A 15,477-nucleotide genomic window follows, 5' to 3' on the forward strand; every position below is an offset into this window, starting at 1 on the left:
TGGCCGATAAGCAAGCCGTCGAACAATAGAAAACGCAAGCTTGAGGGGCCGCGCCGCGCGGAAACGGCTTGGCTGCCGCGGAATGCGCGACTTTTTGGCCAAATCCGCATTGTCACGTATGCGCCGGTTTCCTGTCGCCAATTGATGCGCTATGCAGCGCAGGAGCCAGCAAGATACGCCAACGGCGGCAAGCGAGTGCGGAGGGGTTGATGAGCGATATCGAACGCGAAAGCATGGAATTCGACGTGGTCATCGTCGGTGCCGGACCGGCCGGCCTTGCCGCGGCCATCCGCCTCAAGCAGGTCAATCCCGAGCTTTCCGTCGTCGTGCTGGAAAAAGGCGGCGAGGTCGGCGCCCATATCCTGTCGGGCGCCGTCGTCGATCCGATCGGCATCGACCGACTTCTGCCCGGCTGGCGCGAGGAGGATGGTCATCCCTTCAAGACGCCGGTCACGGCGGACCATTTCCTGGTGCTCGGCCCCGCCGGTTCGTTCCGCCTGCCCAACATCCTGATGCCGCCGCTGATGAACAACCACGGCAACTACATCGTCTCGCTGGGCAACGTCTGCCGCTGGCTGGCTGGCAAGGCCGAGGCGCTTGGCGTCGAGATCTATCCAGGCTTTGCCGCCGCCGGCCTGCTCTACAATGAAGAAGGCGCCGTCACTGGCGTCGTTACCGGCGACATGGGCGTCGAGAAGGACGGCACGCACGGTCCGGGCTTCGCGCCGGGCATGGCGCTGATGGGCAAATATGTGCTGATCGGCGAGGGCGCGCGCGGTTCGCTCGCCAAGCAGCTGATTGCCAAATACAACCTCTCCGATGGCCGCGAGCCGGGCAAATACGGCATCGGCCTCAAGGAACTCTGGCAGGTCAAGCCGGAGAACCATCGGCCGGGTCTGGTGCAGCATTCCTTCGGCTGGCCGCTCGACATGAAGACCGGCGGCGGTTCGTTCCTGTATCATCTGGAGGACAACCAGGTGGCTGTCGGCTTCGTCCTCCACCTCAACTACAAGAACCCCTATCTGTCGCCCTTCGAGGAATTCCAGCGCTTCAAGACCCATCCGGCGATCGCAGGCACGTTCGAGGGCGCCAAGCGCCTGGGCTACGGCGCGCGCGCCATAACCGAGGGCGGCTGGCAGTCGGTGCCGAAATTGTCGTTCCCGGGCGGTGCGCTGATGGGATGCGCGGCCGGCTTCGTCAACGTGCCGCGCATCAAGGGCTCCCACAATGCGGTGCTGTCTGGGATGCTGGCGGCCGATCATGTCGCCAAGGCGATCGGCGCCGGCCGTGCCAATGACGAGCTTTCCGCCTACGAGGAAGCCTGGCGGGCGACCGACATCGGCAAGGACCTGAAGAAGGTGCGCAACGTCAAGCCGCTCTGGTCGCGTTTCGGCACCATCATCGGCGTCGGCCTCGGCGGCCTCGACATGTGGCTGAACACGCTGTTCGGCGTCTCGCCCTTCGGCACGCTGAAGCATGGCAAGGCCGACTATGCGACGCTCGAGCCTGCCGCCCAGCACAAGAAGATCGCCTATCCGAAGCCGGATGGCGTACTCACCTTCGACCGCCTGTCCTCGGTGTTTCTATCCAACACCAATCACGAGGAAAACGAGCCGGTGCACCTCATCGTCGGCGACATGGCGCTGCAGCAGCGGTCGGAGCACGATGTCTTCGCCGGACCTTCCACGCGCTATTGCCCGGCGGGCGTCTATGAGTGGGTGGACAAGGACGGCAACGCCGCCGCCGATCCGCAGGCCAAGGACGTCCGCTTCGTCATCAACGCGCAGAACTGCGTCCACTGCAAGACCTGCGACATCAAGGACCCGAACCAGAACATCAACTGGGTGCCGCCGCAAGGCGGTGAAGGACCCGTCTACCAGGGCATGTGACCCCTGCGCCGCTAGGCCGCCCAGGGCGCGGCGGCAAAAAATGCAGCGGAGTGCTGGCTGCGAGGGCATGCAGCACAGCGGAACCGTTGAAACGATCACCGGCTTGTGGTTCCCTTCTCCAGGGACAAGGAGAAGGCCGATGCGCCGGACAGTTCTGACATGCCTCATCGTCATCGGAACACTGTGTGCGCCGGAGGCCTGGGCTGGCACCAGGGCAATCGTCCAGACGCGGACCTACGACATCAAGGGAAGCTCGGGTACGGCCTTCATCGAGGCGATGGACAGCAAGGGTCCCAAGCATGGCTTCATGACGCATGCCATCGCCACAACTGCCTATACCGTCGACTGGGATCTCGGCGGAGGGCAGGACAACGGCTTCTGCCGGCTGCGGCGGGTCAACGGCACGCTCAATCTGTTCTACACCTTCCCTCGCGTTGGTTCGCCCATGACGCCGGCGCTGAAAAGGCGGTGGAACAGATTTTTCGCCGGTGTTCGCGCCCATGAGGAAACGCATGGGCGCATCGCCAAGAAGATGATGCGCGCTACGGAACGGTCGATAGCCGGCCTGCGGGTTGCCAACGACCCATCATGCGACAAGACGCGCCGCGAGGCTCGGCTTCGCATCAAGACCGTCTATGCGGAATATGAGGCCAGGCAAAACGCTTTCGACCGGCGCGAGCATAGCGATGGCGGCCATGTCGAACATCTGATCGCTGCCTTGATCGGGAAACCTTGAACGCGCAATCCATTCGCCATCTCGACGCTTCTGCGCTGCGCGGCGCGTGTAAGTCAGCCCTGCGGCTTGGCTGACAAGCCGCTCGCCGCGAGCGCCGTGGCGTGCCCATCCCCGGGCTGCTTCTGATCCGATCGAACCGTAAATTCGACCAGCACCGGCAGATGGTCGGAGCCGGTATCCTCCAGCCGCGTCGATGACAGGATCTTCAGCCCGCCCTTGCTGAACACCTGGTCGATCGGCAGGCCCGCATAGCGGCGCAGGAAGTCGGGCAGTGTCCGGTGGATCCAGGTCGGGCCGGCTGAAGGCATCAGTGTCAGCCCGCCGAGCGCCGCGACCCGCCGCACCGCCGCACTCCAGGGCACGGCGTTGCAGTCGCCGGCCAGGATCGCGGTCTCGCCGAGCGCGGCCAGTGGCTGCGCCAGTTCGCCGATCTGCCAGTATTGCTCCTTCGGCCAGGGCCAGCTCAAATGGATCGCGGCGACATCGACATCGCTCCCGCCAAAGTCGATGGTGGCGGTCGCCATCGCGCCGCGCGGCTCGCAACGCGGCGCGGTGTCGGCGGCAAACGGCCGGCGCGACAGCAGCGCCACGCCGAACATGCCGTTCGGGTAGGGGCAGAGGATACGGTAGGGGTAGGCGCTGGCGATGTAGCCAAGCTCGGTCGTCCACATCGCCGACACTTCGTCGAGGGTGATCACATCAGGATTGGTGCGGCCGATCAGTGAGAGCACTTTCTTCGGCGTCGGGTTGTTGAAGCGCAGGTTCATCTGCAGCAGGCTGTAGACGATCTGGTCGGCGGGCTTGGCAACTGCTGGCTGCGGCCACAACCTGGGCAGTGCGTTTGCCGTCGTGGCCAGGCAGGCGATGGCGAAGAGCAGTGCCGCGGCCGCCTGCAGCCGGTAGGAACTCGCAAGCAGCGGCAGCGCCAGAAGCGCCATCAGCACACTGAAGTGAATGCGGAAATGCGAGAAGGAATCGAAAGCGGGGTGCAGCGCGCCGAAAAACCCGGCCAACAAAGCGGCCGACAATACCGTTATCGCCAGGAATACCAGCCCAGCCGTCATGTTCAAGCGCGCGCCTGTTGTCATTGAGGTCGTGTCTGCCGAATGCCGCCTGCCGATCCGTTCGATTTTGCTTGTCCGCCAAATTACGGCCTGAGCAAGACGACCAATTGCCTCGCCGAGGCTTCGCACGACCGCCTACTGGAACGCTGTCTCCGAAAAGCTCCTGAGCTTGCGCGAATGCAGCCGCTCCATCGGCATCTCGGCCAGCTTCTCCATCGCCCTGATGCCGATGGTCAGGTGCTGCGCCACCTGGCGTTTGTAGAACTCGGTCGCCATCCCAGGCAATTTCAACTCGCCATGCAGCGGCTTGTCGGAAACGCACAGCAGCGTGCCATAGGGCACCCGGAAGCGGAAACCATTGGCGGCGATCGTGGCCGATTCCATATCGAGCGCGATCGCGCGCGACTGTGACAGGCGCTGCACCGGTCCGCGCTGGTCGCGCAGTTCCCAGTTGCGGTTGTCGATGGTGGCGACGGTGCCCGTGCGCATGATGCGCTTCAGGTCATAGCCAGACAGGCCGGTGACCTCGGCGACTGCTTCCTGCAGCGCAACCTGGATCTCGGCCAATGGCGGGATCGGCACCCAGACCGGCAGATCGTCGTCCAGCACGTGATCCTCGCGCACATAGGCATGCGCCAGCACATAATCACCCAGTGCCTGAGTGTTGCGCAGCCCGGCGCAGTGACCAAGCATCACCCAGGCATGTGGCCGAAGCACCGCGATATGGTCGGTGATGGTCTTGGCGTTGGAAGGACCCACGCCGATATTGACCATGGTGATGCCGCCATGGTTGGGCTTCTTCAGATGGTAGGCCGGCATCTGCGGCAGGCGCTGTGGCGCTACGCCTTCGCTGGGCGCACTCTGCCCGGCCCGGGTGATGACGTTGCCGGGTTCGACAAATTCTGTGTAGCCGTCGCCCCCCTTTTCCATCAGGTCGCGGGCGCGGGCGACGAACTCGTCGATGTAGAACTGATAGTTGGTGAACAGCACGAAGTTCTGGAAATGCTGCGGGCTGGTTGCGGTGTAGTGCGTCATGCGGTGCAGTGAATAGTCGATGCGCTGCGCCGTGAACGGCGCCAGCGGCCGGGGCTCGCCGAAGGCGACCTCAAACGTGCCGTTGGCGATCTGATCGTCGGTACCGTCGAGATCCGGCACGTCGAACAGGTCGCGGATCGGCCGCTCGATGCGCTCGGCAGCGGCGCCGTCCACATAGGTGCCTTCCAGGAAAGCGAAATGCAGGGGGATCGGCGTGGTCGATTCCGAGACGGTCACCGACACGCCGTGATTGCGCATGATCAGCCGAAGCTGCTCGATGAGGTAAGTCTCGAACAGGTCCGGCTGGGTCACCGTGGTGGCGAAATGGCCGGGCGTCGGCATGTGGCCATAGGCCTGGCGCGAGTCGACCTGGGTGAACGAACTCGTGGTGACGCCGATCTCGGGGTAGAAGGCCCGGTAGCGCTTGCTGCTGTCGCCGCCGGCGGCAAGGGCTGCGAAGGAATCGCGAAGGAACTTGGTGTTGCGGTTGTAAAGCACCTTCAGCGCGGCAACGGCCTTTTCGGCATTGTCGAAGCTTTGCCGGCCAAAAGGCTCGGGCATGACGACTGATTCGATGGCTTGGGGGTAGATTCGCTTTTCCATGACTCAATATAGAGACTTGGGGAGGCGGTTGGGAGGGGGCTCGCCGCCGAAGGCGCTCAAAGCGCCATTTTTCTTCAACCCCGCTGCAGGCTGACCAGCAGCACGAACCCGACGCCGGACTTTCTGAGCGCCGGCGCCTCGATCGTCGAGCCGGCATCGGCGCGCATCATCGGCACCGCCAGGACCGGAGCGGCCAGGAGCACCAGGATAAGCGCCGCCCTCGGCAGGAGCCGGAGGGTCTTGGCGAGGGCGGCGGCGATGCGGTTCATGATGTCTGTGCTTTTCTTTTCGAGGTCTGGTTCTCTGTTTCAGTGGCGAAGGTTGGTCGGGCAGGCGAGGTGGCACATTCTGGCGGCTTCCTCCCAGGAGCGGGGGGACCGGGCCGCTTCGGCGACGAGGATGGCGAAGAACATCCCAAACAGGCTCATCAGCAGGCAGACGATGGTGAAGCGGCGAGCAAGCATTGGGTCCGTGTCTCCTTCAACACGCAGGAGAATGCCCTGACGCCTCTGAACCGGCTCTGATGCCGGCGTTCATCTGCGGTTCAAATTGATTGACGGGACATTGGCTGGGTCGCCGCCGGCCCGAACGGCCATCGAGGGTCACGGTCAGCGCGTCGATAAAACGAAAACGGGGCCCGCCGGGCCCCGTTTTGAGATCGCAAGGAGATGACGATCAGAGCTTGTGCCAGGTCTGGCTCTTGCAGATCAGTCCGCCTAGCACGCAACCGCTCATCTTGAGCGAGGTGCCAGCCAATGTCGCCTTGCCGGAATAGGTCTTGTCGTTTGCCGGATCGGTGATGTTGCCGGTATATTTGTTGTCGCCGGCCGCCTTGAGCGATCCGATGGTCTTGCCGGCATATTTACCGGACTTGAGCGTAATGGAAAATGAATCGCCGCCTGAAATGGCCGCGGTGTCGCCTGCCTGCGTTTTCCAGTTGCCCTCGATCGGATCGGCCCATGCCGCGCCGCTCAGCATCAAAGTGGCCGCCAGGGCCAGGCTCACTTTTCGAAACATGTCTTCCTCCGTTTGGATAGCCGGCCGGATGCTCCGCCTCACCGGTCTGCCGCTTACGCAAACGTAAGCTAGTCCAGCTTCCGTCAAAACAAAAGCGGTGCCGCAACGGAAGACTTTGGCGTTTTGAAAGCGGCTGAATTCGCTCTGTCGGGACGGAAACGGAAACGATCGCCGCGTCGTGTTTGTTTCCCGTGGTTAGCGGAGTGTTGATCGGGGTCCCGAAAATTTTCGTCAAATTTGGCGAAAACCGGCCGAATTGCTGGTTTCGTATCCTTAACGAATTTCCGTGTTTACCTCTTGTTTTAGCTTTGTTTTCCTCAAATTAAGCACGCCATTTAACGACGGATTCAAGCCTGCGCGGCATTCTCGAAAGCATCGAAAGAGCGCCCCGGACAAGACAAACGGAGGCAGCTCTCGGGAGCCAGACAGGGGACTAAAATGGCACGTTTTGAAATGCTTGAAGCAGGCTTCGGCGCCATGGGGGCAACTGCCCAGGCCGACATTCTTTTCGAACTGGGCATGATGTATGCGACCGGTCGCGATTGCGAGACCGATGTCGTTGCCGCCCACAAATGGTTCAACATCGCCGCCATCAAGGGTTCGGCCCGCGCCGCGGAACTGCGCTCGGAACTCTCGGCGGCCATGTCGAAGGTCGAGATCGCCAAGGCGCTGCGCGAAGCCCGCGAATGGATGACGATGCACTGAGTCCCGCCAGACGGGGACGCTCCGCCGCTAAAAGACGGTCGGGCCAACAGGGACAAGGCTGCGCAGACAGCCAGGCCACGGGCCAACAACAAAAAGAATGCGGCAGGCCGACAGGTCCAAGCCGCGCGACGGACCATGATCCCGAAAGTGGAATCGGGGCTTCGGCAAGATCATGGCCAACAGGAAGACAGGGAAGGTGGGTTGGGTTCACAGCGCGGGGGGCGCCGGGGAAACAGCCTGACAGGCAAAAAGCCACGACCAGCCGGAACAAGGCTGGCGTGGCTTTTTGCGTGGATGAGACCGCGCAGGCCCAATCGAGCGGCGCCAATGCGCCTAGACAGGCCCGGTGAAGGATGAAATTGTCCCGCCTCTCTGGAAGAAGCGCGGCCGGGGCGGCCGCGCGTTAGTGGAGGAGTTCTATTGTCATGAAAAAAATGAGTATTTTGAGCGCGGCCATTTTCGGCCTGATGATGAGCGCGCCTGTCGCATTCGCCGACGACATCACCGTATCGGTGGTCGGCCCGATGACCGGACAACTCGCGACCATCGGCGATCAATTCAAGCAGGGCGCACAGGCCGCGGCCGATGCCATCAACGCCGCGGGCGGCGTCAACGGCTCGATGATCAAGCTCGACATCGAGGACGACCAGTGCGACCCCAAGCAGGCCGTTTCGGTCGCCAACCGCATCATCGCCAACGGCGTCAAGTTCATCGACGGTCATGCCTGCTCGGGTTCGAGCATTCCGGCCTCGGCCGTCTATGCCGAAGCCGGTGCGCTGATGATGAGCCCGGCCTCTTCGAACCCGGTGCTGACCGACGCCGCGGCCAAGTCCGGCTGGCCGACGATCATGCGTCTTTATACGCGTGACGACGCACAGGGCGCCTTCATCGGCCCATGGATCGCCAAGAAGTATGCCGGCAAGAATGTGGTCATCCTGCACGACAAGAGCGCCTACGGTCAGGGCGTGGCTGACGCCGTCAGGGCAACCATGAATACCGGTGGCCTCAAGGAAGTCTACTATGACGCCATCAACCCCGGCGAGAAGGACTATTCGGCGCTTGTCACCAAGCTGAAGGATCTCAAGGCCGATGTCGTCTATTTCGGCGGCTACCATCCTGAGGCTGGCCTGATCCTGCGTCAGTCGGCCGAACAGAACCTGAAGTTCCAGCTGATCATGCCGGACTCGATCGCCTCGCCGGAGTTCTGGCAGGTTGCCGGCCCGGCCGGCGAGGGCACCATGTTCGTGTTCCCGTCGGATCCGCAGGCAAAGCCGGAAGCCAAGGCGGCCGTCGAGAAGATCAAGGCCGGCGGCTTCGTGCCGGAAGGCTTCACGCTGTTCTCCTACGCCGTGGTCCAGGCTTTCGCCGAAGGCATCAAGCGTGCCGGCAGCGACGATCCGGCCAAGGTTGCCGAAGCGTTGAAGAACGGCACGCCGATCAGCACCGTTGTCGGCGACGTCACCTTCGACGAGAAGGGCGACCTCAAAAATGCCAGCTATGACATCAACCAGTGGCATGACGGCAAGTACGCGCCGATCGCGCAGTAATCGCTCCGACGATCGGCTAGAGCAATTCTAGGAAAAGTGTGTAGCGGTTTTCCGTCCAGAATTGCGTAAAAACAAGAAGTTAGAGCGGGTCAGAGATTCTATCAAACTCTGAACCGCTCTAGTCCAAGGAAATGGCCGGGTTCGTCCCGGCCATTTCTGTTTGCGGTCCGCGATGCGCTCCGGCTATCGGCCGGTGGCGGCGGTCGACGCGTTCTGGTCCTCGATGAACCCCACCAGCACCGCCCCGTCGGTGACCTGTGACCCTTCCCCGGCGATCTCGGCGATCACCCCGTCATGCGGGGCGGCGATGGTGTGCTCCATCTTCATCGCTTCGAGGATCAGCAGAATTTGTCCCTTGATCACGGCGTCGCCTTTCGCCACGCGCACAAGCTTGACGAGACCCGGCATCGGCGCGCGCAGGCTGCCGGAGGCGGCAGCGGCTTCATCGCTCCTGGCCAGGGGATCCGGCACGGTGAAAGTATAGGCGACAGCGCCTTCGAACACGGTGATGTGGCCAGGCCAGCGGGCGAGGCGGGGAACGGCCCGAAGGTCATGCGAATTGGTGCTGTCATACGGCGCATCGAGCGCCACCTGAAAGCGCCCGTCCGGCCGCATTGAAACCTTGGCCAGGATGGCCTCGTCGCCGAACTTCAGCCGCGTGCGCCGCGCAACGCCGTGGAAATGCGCATAGCCGGCAAGCGACGACCAGGGGTCGTCCGACGGCAATGCTCCGGTACCCGAGGCCGCCAGCGCGGCAGCCGAGATGATTTCGCCGGTCGGCGGCGCGACCGCCGTCAGCATCTCCTGGAGTCTGCCGATCAGGCCGGTATCGACGTCGCCCGCCGCAAAATCCGGATCGGCGGCAAGAGCGGCAAGAAAAGCGGCGTTGACGGTGGAGCCGGCAATCTCGATTTGCGCGAGCGCAGTGCGGAGCGCCTCCAGCGCCGCCTGCCTGTCCCCGGAATGGACGACCAGCTTCGCGATCATGGGGTCGTAATAGGGCGAGATGGCATCGCCAGCCCGCACGCCGGTCTCAATGCGCATCGCGGCACCCTCGGGGGCAACGCCCGGAAATTTCAGGTGGTGCAGCGTGCCCGTCGCCGGCAGAAACCCCTTGGCCGCGTCCTCTGCATAGATGCGCGCCTCGAAGGCATGGCCGCAAAGCGCGATCTCGCTTTGTGTCTTCGGTAGTTTTTCGCCGCTGGCGACGCGCAACTGCCACTCGACGAGATCGGTGCCGGTGACCATCTCGGTGACCGGATGCTCGACCTGCAGGCGGGTGTTCATTTCCATGAACCAGAAGCGGTCGGCCTTGAGGCCTTGCGAGGCGTCGACGATGAACTCGATGGTGCCGGCGCCGGAATAGTTGATCGCCTTGGCGGCCTTCACCGCCGCCTCCGTCATCGCCTTGCGCAAGGCCGGCGTCATGCCGGGGGCGGGGGTCTCCTCGATCACCTTCTGGTGGCGGCGTTGCGCCGAGCAGTCGCGTTCGTAGAGATGCACGGCATTGCCGAAATTGTCGCCGAACACCTGCACTTCGATATGCCGTGGCTTGTCGACGTATTTTTCGACCAGCACGCGGTCGTCGCCGAAGGCGGCCTTGGCTTCGCGCCGGGCGCTGGACAGCGCCTCGGAAAAATCATCGGGATGCTCGACGCGCCGCATGCCCTTGCCGCCGCCGCCGGCACGCGCCTTGATCAGCACGGGATAGCCGATCTCGCGGGCTTTCGAGGCAAGCAGCACGATCTCCTGCGCCTCGCCATGATAGCCCGGCACGACCGGAACGCCGGCTTTCTCCATCAGCCGCTTGGCGGCGTCCTTGAGCCCCATGGCGCGGATCGAAGCGGCCGATGGGCCAATGAAGGTGAGCCCTGCGGCTGTGACCTGATCGACGAAGTCAGGGTTTTCCGAGAGGAAGCCATAGCCCGGATGGATCGCTTCGGCACCCGTTGCAAGCGCTGCCGCGACGATCCTGTCGCCGCGCAGATAGCTCTCGCCGACAGGCGAGGGGCCGATATGGACCGCCTCGTCGGCCATTTCGACATGCAGGGATCTCGCGTCGGCATCCGAATAGACGGCGACGGTGTGCACGCCGAGCTTGCGGGCGGTGCGGATAACGCGGCAAGCGATCTCGCCCCGATTGGCGATCAGGATCTTGCTAAACATGGAGCCTCCAGCGGCGAATTTGCTTCGAGCGACGCAGGCCTTGCTTCGCGCTCGCCTCAGTGGACATATCCCCCACGAGAGGCACGCTGTCCTGCCGACCTATGCTGGCAGACGTTCCCTCGACCTCTCCCTTACCAAGGGAGTGCTCCAGCTGGCGTTCGGCCCTGCCTACTTCGACGCCGAGATGGCGCAGCCGCCGCTCGCGGTCTTGAGCTTCCACCGTGTCAAGCCGGCCTGGCAGTTGCGCAGCGCCATTTCTTCCGCGGCCTTCTGGGACGGCGCGTTGAGCTTCGTCCCGCAGATGATGTAGAGGTCGACAACGCGCGAATAAAAGGTCGTGGCGTAGGCCGAATGACCGCCCGCCGCGATATAGGCTTTGTACGCCACGTTGCATTCGCTCTTCGGATCCGAGCCCATGGTCGGTGGAAAATGCACGTCTCCCTTGCTTCCCGCCAGTGAACCCGCCGTCGCGGCGGCGACTGTCGTTACGACAAGCAGTCCGGTCAGCACCGGGAAACGAACGTGGCCTTTTCTGTCTGCAAGCGATTTGGCCATGCTCATGCCAGTCGCCGAGAGCATTAGTAATCCTGCAAGTATCGACGCAGCCGACTTGCGACAATATTTCCGAACCATTTTCACCCCAGCCCAATTGCCCAACCCAGTGTGAGCAATAGCGAACATTCGGTGCCGCCGCCAGTTCGCCGGTAGAAATTTTCATTTGGCTATGATGATGAATCGATTGGTCCATACAGTTCAACTTTCCCCCAGAGCAGCAATTGCTCTTCGGTATAGTTCTGAAGTCGGCTCATCGAAGCAGCAGAAAGTAACGGTTTCCGGCGATGTGTTCCGTGCAAGGAAGCTGCCGACCGTTCGGACCGCGATCGCAGTCGCTTCAGCCTTCGGATACCGGTAGACACCAGTCGAGATTGCTGGAAAGGCAATTGTCCGGCAGTCATTGGCAAAAGCGATTTCGAGCGAGCGCTGGTAGCAGGAGGCGAGCAGTTCTGCCTCACCCTTGCCGCCACCCTGCCAAACCGGCCCGACCGTATGGATGATATGGCGGGCCGGCAGCCGATAACCCTTGGTCAGCTTTGCATCGCCCGTCTTGCAGCCATTGAGCATGCGACATTCGAATTCGAGTTCCGGCCCGGCGGCGCGGTGAATGGCTCCGTCGACCCCGCCGCCACCGAGCAGCGAGGAGTTGGCGGCGTTGACGATGGCATCGACCGCCAGCTTGGTGATGTCGCCGGTGTGAACGCTGATCCGGTCGCCCGTGGCGCTCATCATCACATCCTGAACACACCGAAGCGTGTCTCCTCGATCTCGGCGTTGAGCGCGGCCGACAGGCTGAGCGCCAGCACCTCGCGTGTCCGGGCCGGATCGATGATGCCGTCATCCCAGAGCCTTGCCGAGGAATAGAGCGGGTGGCCTTCATGCTCGTACTTCATCAGGATCGGCTTCTTGAATTTCGCCTCCTCCTCGGCGGTCCATTCCCCGCCCTTGCGCTCGATGCCTTCGCGCTTGACCATGGCGAGCACCGTCGCCGCCTGCTCGCCGCCCATCACCGAGATGCGGGCGTTGGGCCACATCCACAGGAAGCGAGGTGAGTAGGCACGGCCGCACATGCCATAATTGCCGGCCCCGAACGAACCGCCGACGATGACGGTCACCTTGGGCACCCTGGCGGTCGCAACCGCCATCACCAGCTTGGCGCCGTCCTTGGCGATGCCGCCCGCCTCGTATTTCCTGCCGACCATGAAGCCGGTGATGTTCTGCAGGAAAACCAGCGGTATCTTGCGCTGGCAGCACAATTCGATGAAGTGCGCGCCCTTCAGCGCGCTCTCGGAAAACAGCACGCCATTGTTGGCGATGATGCCGACCGGCATGCCGTGGAGATGGGCAAAGCCGGTGATCAGCGTCGTGCCGTAGTTCTGCTTGAACTCATCGAATTCGGAGCCGTCGACGACGCGCGCGATCACCTCGCGCACGTCATAGGGCTGGCGCAGATCGGTCGGGACGATGCCGTAAAGCTCATCCGCCGGATGAAGCGGCGGAATCGCTTTCTGTAACTTCAGGCTTACAGCTTTGTTCCGATTCAGGTTCTTGATGATGCGCCGGCAAATGGCGAGCGCGTGTTCGTCGTCCAGTGCATAGTGATCGGCGACACCGGAAAGCCGGGTGTGCACATCAGCGCCGCCCAGATCCTCGGCGCTGACATCCTCGCCGGTGGCCGCCTTCACCAGCGGCGGTCCGCCGAGGAAGATGGTCGCCTGGTTGCGCACCATGATCGTCTCGTCCGACATCGCCGGCACATAGGCGCCGCCAGCCGTGCAGGAACCCATGACGCAGGCGATCTGCGGGATGCCGGCCGCCGACATGTTGGCCTGGTTGTAGAAGATGCGGCCGAAATGCTCGCGGTCGGGAAACACCTCGTCCTGGTTGGGCAGATTGGCGCCGCCGCTGTCGACCAGATAGACGCAAGGCAGGTTGTTTTGCAGTGCGATCTCCTGCGCCCGCAGATGCTTCTTCACCGTCAGCGGATAATAGGTGCCGCCCTTCACGGTGGCGTCGTTGACGACGACCATCACCTCGGTGCCCTCGACACGGCCGATGCCGGCGATCAGGCCGGCCGACGAAATCTCCTCGCCATACATCGACCAGGCCGCGAACTGGCCGATCTCGAGGAAAGGCGAACCGGTGTCCAGCAATTGCGCCAGGCGTTCGCGCGGCAACAGCTTGCCACGGCCGACATGGCGCTCGCGTGCCTCGTCCGAGCCGCCCCGCTCGACGGCCGTGGCCTTTTCGGCGATGTCGGCAACCAGAGCCCTCATGCGCTCGGCATTGGCACGGAAGGTCTCGGAGGAAGGAGAAATCTGGGTTTGCAGCGTGGCCATGCTACGCTCCCTCCGCCATGATTTCGCGGCCGATCAGCCAGCGGCGGATTTCGCTGGTGCCGGCCCCGATCTCGTAGAGCTTGGCGTCGCGCAGCAGCCGGCCGGTCGGATAGTCGTTGATATAGCCGTTGCCGCCAAGCAACTGGATGGCGTCGAGCGCCATCTGCGTCGCTTTCTCGGCGGCAAACAGCACGCAGCCGGCGGCATCCTTACGGCTGGTCTGGCCGCGGTCGCAGGCGGCGGCGACGGCGTAGACGTAGGCGCGCGCTGCGTTCATCGCCGTATACATGTCGGCAAGCTTGCCTTGCACGAGCTGGAATTCCCCGATCGGCTGGCCGAACTGCTTGCGCTCGTGAACATAGGGGATCGCCACGTCGAGGCACGCCGCCATCAGGCCGATCGGCCCGCCGGCAAGCACGGTGCGCTCATAGTCGAGGCCAGACATCAGCACCTCGACGCCGCGTCCTTCCTCGTGCAGCACATTGTCGAACGGTACCTCGACATCCGAAAAGACCAGTTCACCGGTGTTGGAGCCTCGCATGCCGAGCTTGTCGAGCTTCTGCGCCACCGAAAACCCCGGCATCGCCTTTTCGACGATGAAGGCAGTGATGCCGCGCGATTGCCGTTCCGGGTCGGTCTTGGCGTAGACGACCAGCGTTTCGGCGTCCGGACCGTTGGTGATCCACATCTTGGTGCCGTTGAGCACATAGCGGTCATTGCGCTTATCGGCGCGCAGCTTGAGCGACACCACGTCGGAGCCGGCGCCGGGCTCCGACATGGCGAGCGCCCCGACATGCTCGCCCGAACACAGCGGCGGCAGGTATTTTTCCTTCTGTGCCGGTGTTGCCCAACGGTTGATCTGGTTGACGCAGAGATTGGAGTGGGCGCCATAGGAGAGGCCGACCGATGCCGAGGCGCGCGAAATCTCCTCGACCGCGATCACGTGGGCGAGATAGCCCATGCCGCTGCCGCCGAAATCGGGATCGGCGGTTATGCCGAGCAGGCCGAGCGCGCCGAGTTCGTGCCACAGATGCGCGGGGAATTCGTTCTCCCGGTCGATGTCGGCTGCGAGCGGAGCGATCCTGTCCTGCGCGAAGCGCCGGACCAGGTCGCGCAGCGCCTCGATGTCCTCGTCATGCCCGAAGCTGAGCGTGTTCGTGTACATGCCGTTCCTCCTGCCGCATGACCCCATCGATCTTCGCGCCGACCAGGCGCATTGTCATCGAAAGATATGTTGCCGTGACTTCAGCGATCGACAATCGCTCGCCCGGCCGGAACCAGACAATGACGCCGGTCATCATCTGGATCAGCGCCATGGCCGTCAGGCCGGTGTCCTCGACGCTGAAAATACCCGCCTCGGCGCCATCGCGCAGGATCGAACGCAGTTCCTTTTCGTAGGCCGTGCGCATGCGCAGGATCTGCGTCAGCCTGTCGGGCGACAGGCTGCGCAATTCCATGTTCGACACATGCGTGGCGTGGCGGCGTTCGATATGAAAGGCGATGTGGTTGCGCACATAGGCGGCAAGCTGCCGCGCCGGATCCGCGCCGGCCGGCCTGGAGTGCTCCCAGGCTTCGCGAAGTCCTTGCATATGCTCGCGCATCAGTGTGAACAGCAGCTCTTCCTTGGTCGGGAAATAGCGATAGAGCGCGGCTGCCTGGACGCCGACCTCGGCGGCCAACTGGCGCATCGACATCGCTTGATAGCCGTAGCGCGCTATCAGATTGACCGCCGCTTCGCGGATTGCCGCCTCGGTTCGCCCGCCGTCTGATCCTGTGGTGCGTGCCATCATCGCCTCGCTGACGGCGGTAGTAATAAAACGA

At 63.1% G+C, this 15,477-nt stretch carries 15 protein-coding genes; 4 read left to right on the forward strand and 11 right to left on the reverse strand.

The window, feature by feature from the left end; translation table 11 throughout:
• Positions 1–209 precede the first annotated feature (209 nt).
• Both EN850_RS00545 and EN850_RS00550 read left to right on the forward strand, forming a co-directional pair.
• On the forward strand, positions 210–1,889 hold the full coding sequence (locus tag EN850_RS00545; protein ID WP_135919567.1) for an electron transfer flavoprotein-ubiquinone oxidoreductase: 1,680 nt from the start codon (positions 210–212) through the stop codon (positions 1,887–1,889).
• Between the two features lie 139 nt (positions 1,890–2,028).
• A complete protein-coding gene (locus EN850_RS00550; RefSeq protein WP_135919569.1) occupies positions 2,029–2,625 on the forward strand; it encodes a DUF922 domain-containing protein in 597 nt (198 codons plus the stop codon).
• Positions 2,626–2,678: 53 nt separating this feature from the next.
• Here EN850_RS00550 and EN850_RS00555 read toward each other — a convergent pair whose 3' ends face one another.
• The 5 genes from EN850_RS00555 to EN850_RS00570 all read right to left on the reverse strand — a co-directional run bounded on the left by EN850_RS00555 (position 2,679) and on the right by EN850_RS00570 (position 6,344).
• Positions 2,679–3,689: an endonuclease/exonuclease/phosphatase family protein gene (locus EN850_RS00555; RefSeq protein WP_189524516.1), complete on the reverse strand. Its 1,011-nt coding sequence runs from the start codon at positions 3,687–3,689 to the stop codon at positions 2,679–2,681.
• A gap of 135 nt (positions 3,690–3,824) precedes the next feature.
• Entirely contained in the window at positions 3,825–5,285 is a 1,461-nt protein-coding gene (locus EN850_RS00560) for an AMP nucleosidase (protein WP_246689118.1), read from the reverse strand.
• A gap of 116 nt (positions 5,286–5,401) precedes the next feature.
• Positions 5,402–5,596 carry a hypothetical protein gene (locus tag EN850_RS00565; protein WP_136090386.1) on the reverse strand — a complete coding sequence of 65 codons (195 nt, stop codon included), beginning with the start codon at positions 5,594–5,596 and terminating at the stop codon, positions 5,402–5,404.
• Between the two features lie 39 nt (positions 5,597–5,635).
• On the reverse strand, positions 5,636–5,791 hold the full coding sequence (locus tag EN850_RS36180) for a hypothetical protein (RefSeq protein WP_167531191.1): 156 nt from the start codon (positions 5,789–5,791) through the stop codon (positions 5,636–5,638).
• 211 nt (positions 5,792–6,002) lie between these two features.
• Positions 6,003–6,344, reverse strand: coding sequence for a DUF2147 domain-containing protein (locus EN850_RS00570; RefSeq protein WP_127871364.1), 342 nt, complete (start codon positions 6,342–6,344; stop codon positions 6,003–6,005).
• A gap of 438 nt (positions 6,345–6,782) precedes the next feature.
• Between EN850_RS00570 and EN850_RS00575 the strand changes: the two genes are divergently transcribed.
• Positions 6,783–7,049, forward strand: a complete 267-nt coding sequence (locus EN850_RS00575; RefSeq protein ID WP_010915070.1) for a sel1 repeat family protein — start codon at positions 6,783–6,785, stop codon at positions 7,047–7,049.
• Between the two features lie 425 nt (positions 7,050–7,474).
• Positions 7,475–8,596, forward strand: a complete 1,122-nt coding sequence (locus EN850_RS00580; RefSeq protein ID WP_127281159.1) for a branched-chain amino acid ABC transporter substrate-binding protein — start codon at positions 7,475–7,477, stop codon at positions 8,594–8,596.
• A gap of 183 nt (positions 8,597–8,779) precedes the next feature.
• Here EN850_RS00580 and EN850_RS00585 read toward each other — a convergent pair whose 3' ends face one another.
• The 6 genes from EN850_RS00585 to EN850_RS00610 form a co-directional block, all read right to left on the reverse strand.
• Positions 8,780–10,762: an acetyl/propionyl/methylcrotonyl-CoA carboxylase subunit alpha gene (locus EN850_RS00585; RefSeq protein ID WP_136090387.1), complete on the reverse strand. Its 1,983-nt coding sequence runs from the start codon at positions 10,760–10,762 to the stop codon at positions 8,780–8,782.
• A gap of 168 nt (positions 10,763–10,930) precedes the next feature.
• Entirely contained in the window at positions 10,931–11,395 is a 465-nt protein-coding gene (locus EN850_RS00590) for a hypothetical protein (protein ID WP_136090718.1), read from the reverse strand.
• A 120-nt stretch (positions 11,396–11,515) separates the two neighbouring features.
• The gene (locus tag EN850_RS00595) at positions 11,516–12,046 is read right to left on the reverse strand and encodes an O-acetyl-ADP-ribose deacetylase (RefSeq protein WP_135915308.1); all 531 of its coding nucleotides are present in this window, start codon (positions 12,044–12,046) and stop codon (positions 11,516–11,518) included.
• 2 nt (positions 12,047–12,048) lie between these two features.
• Positions 12,049–13,656: a carboxyl transferase domain-containing protein gene (locus EN850_RS00600; RefSeq protein ID WP_127871369.1), complete on the reverse strand. Its 1,608-nt coding sequence runs from the start codon at positions 13,654–13,656 to the stop codon at positions 12,049–12,051.
• 1 nt (position 13,657) lies between these two features.
• On the reverse strand, positions 13,658–14,821 hold the full coding sequence (locus EN850_RS00605; protein WP_135883368.1) for an isovaleryl-CoA dehydrogenase: 1,164 nt from the start codon (positions 14,819–14,821) through the stop codon (positions 13,658–13,660).
• On the reverse strand, positions 14,790–15,443 hold the full coding sequence (locus EN850_RS00610) for a TetR/AcrR family transcriptional regulator (protein ID WP_135919580.1): 654 nt from the start codon (positions 15,441–15,443) through the stop codon (positions 14,790–14,792). Before EN850_RS00610 ends, EN850_RS00605 begins: the two co-directional genes overlap by 32 nt.
• Positions 15,444–15,477: the final 34 nt, after the last annotated feature.

It is taken from the genome of Mesorhizobium sp. M8A.F.Ca.ET.207.01.1.1 (assembly GCF_004794715.1).
In the GTDB taxonomy this organism is placed as follows: Bacteria; Pseudomonadota; Alphaproteobacteria; order Rhizobiales; family Rhizobiaceae; genus Mesorhizobium.

Bases quoted from the DNA above. Each gene is read 5' to 3' on its own strand.
- EN850_RS00545 (WP_135919567.1), top strand. From the start codon at position 210: ATGAGCGATATCGAACGCGAAAGCATGGAATTCGACGTGGTCATCGTC.
- EN850_RS00550 (WP_135919569.1), top strand. From the start codon at position 2,029: ATGCGCCGGACAGTTCTGACATGCCTCATCGTCATCGGAACACTGTGT.
- EN850_RS00555 (WP_189524516.1), bottom strand. From the start codon at position 3,689: ATGACGGCTGGGCTGGTATTCCTGGCGATAACGGTATTGTCGGCCGCT.
- EN850_RS00560 (WP_246689118.1), bottom strand. From the start codon at position 5,285: ATGCCCGAGCCTTTTGGCCGGCAAAGCTTCGACAATGCCGAAAAGGCC.
- EN850_RS00565 (WP_136090386.1), bottom strand. From the start codon at position 5,596: ATGAACCGCATCGCCGCCGCCCTCGCCAAGACCCTCCGGCTCCTGCCG.
- EN850_RS36180 (WP_167531191.1), bottom strand. From the start codon at position 5,791: ATGCTTGCTCGCCGCTTCACCATCGTCTGCCTGCTGATGAGCCTGTTT.
- EN850_RS00570 (WP_127871364.1), bottom strand. From the start codon at position 6,344: ATGTTTCGAAAAGTGAGCCTGGCCCTGGCGGCCACTTTGATGCTGAGC.
- EN850_RS00575 (WP_010915070.1), top strand. From the start codon at position 6,783: ATGGCACGTTTTGAAATGCTTGAAGCAGGCTTCGGCGCCATGGGGGCA.
- EN850_RS00580 (WP_127281159.1), top strand. From the start codon at position 7,475: ATGAAAAAAATGAGTATTTTGAGCGCGGCCATTTTCGGCCTGATGATG.
- EN850_RS00585 (WP_136090387.1), bottom strand. From the start codon at position 10,762: ATGTTTAGCAAGATCCTGATCGCCAATCGGGGCGAGATCGCTTGCCGC.
- EN850_RS00590 (WP_136090718.1), bottom strand. From the start codon at position 11,395: ATGGTTCGGAAATATTGTCGCAAGTCGGCTGCGTCGATACTTGCAGGA.
- EN850_RS00595 (WP_135915308.1), bottom strand. From the start codon at position 12,046: ATGAGCGCCACGGGCGACCGGATCAGCGTTCACACCGGCGACATCACC.
- EN850_RS00600 (WP_127871369.1), bottom strand. From the start codon at position 13,656: ATGGCCACGCTGCAAACCCAGATTTCTCCTTCCTCCGAGACCTTCCGT.
- EN850_RS00605 (WP_135883368.1), bottom strand. From the start codon at position 14,821: ATGTACACGAACACGCTCAGCTTCGGGCATGACGAGGACATCGAGGCG.
- EN850_RS00610 (WP_135919580.1), bottom strand. From the start codon at position 15,443: ATGGCACGCACCACAGGATCAGACGGCGGGCGAACCGAGGCGGCAATC.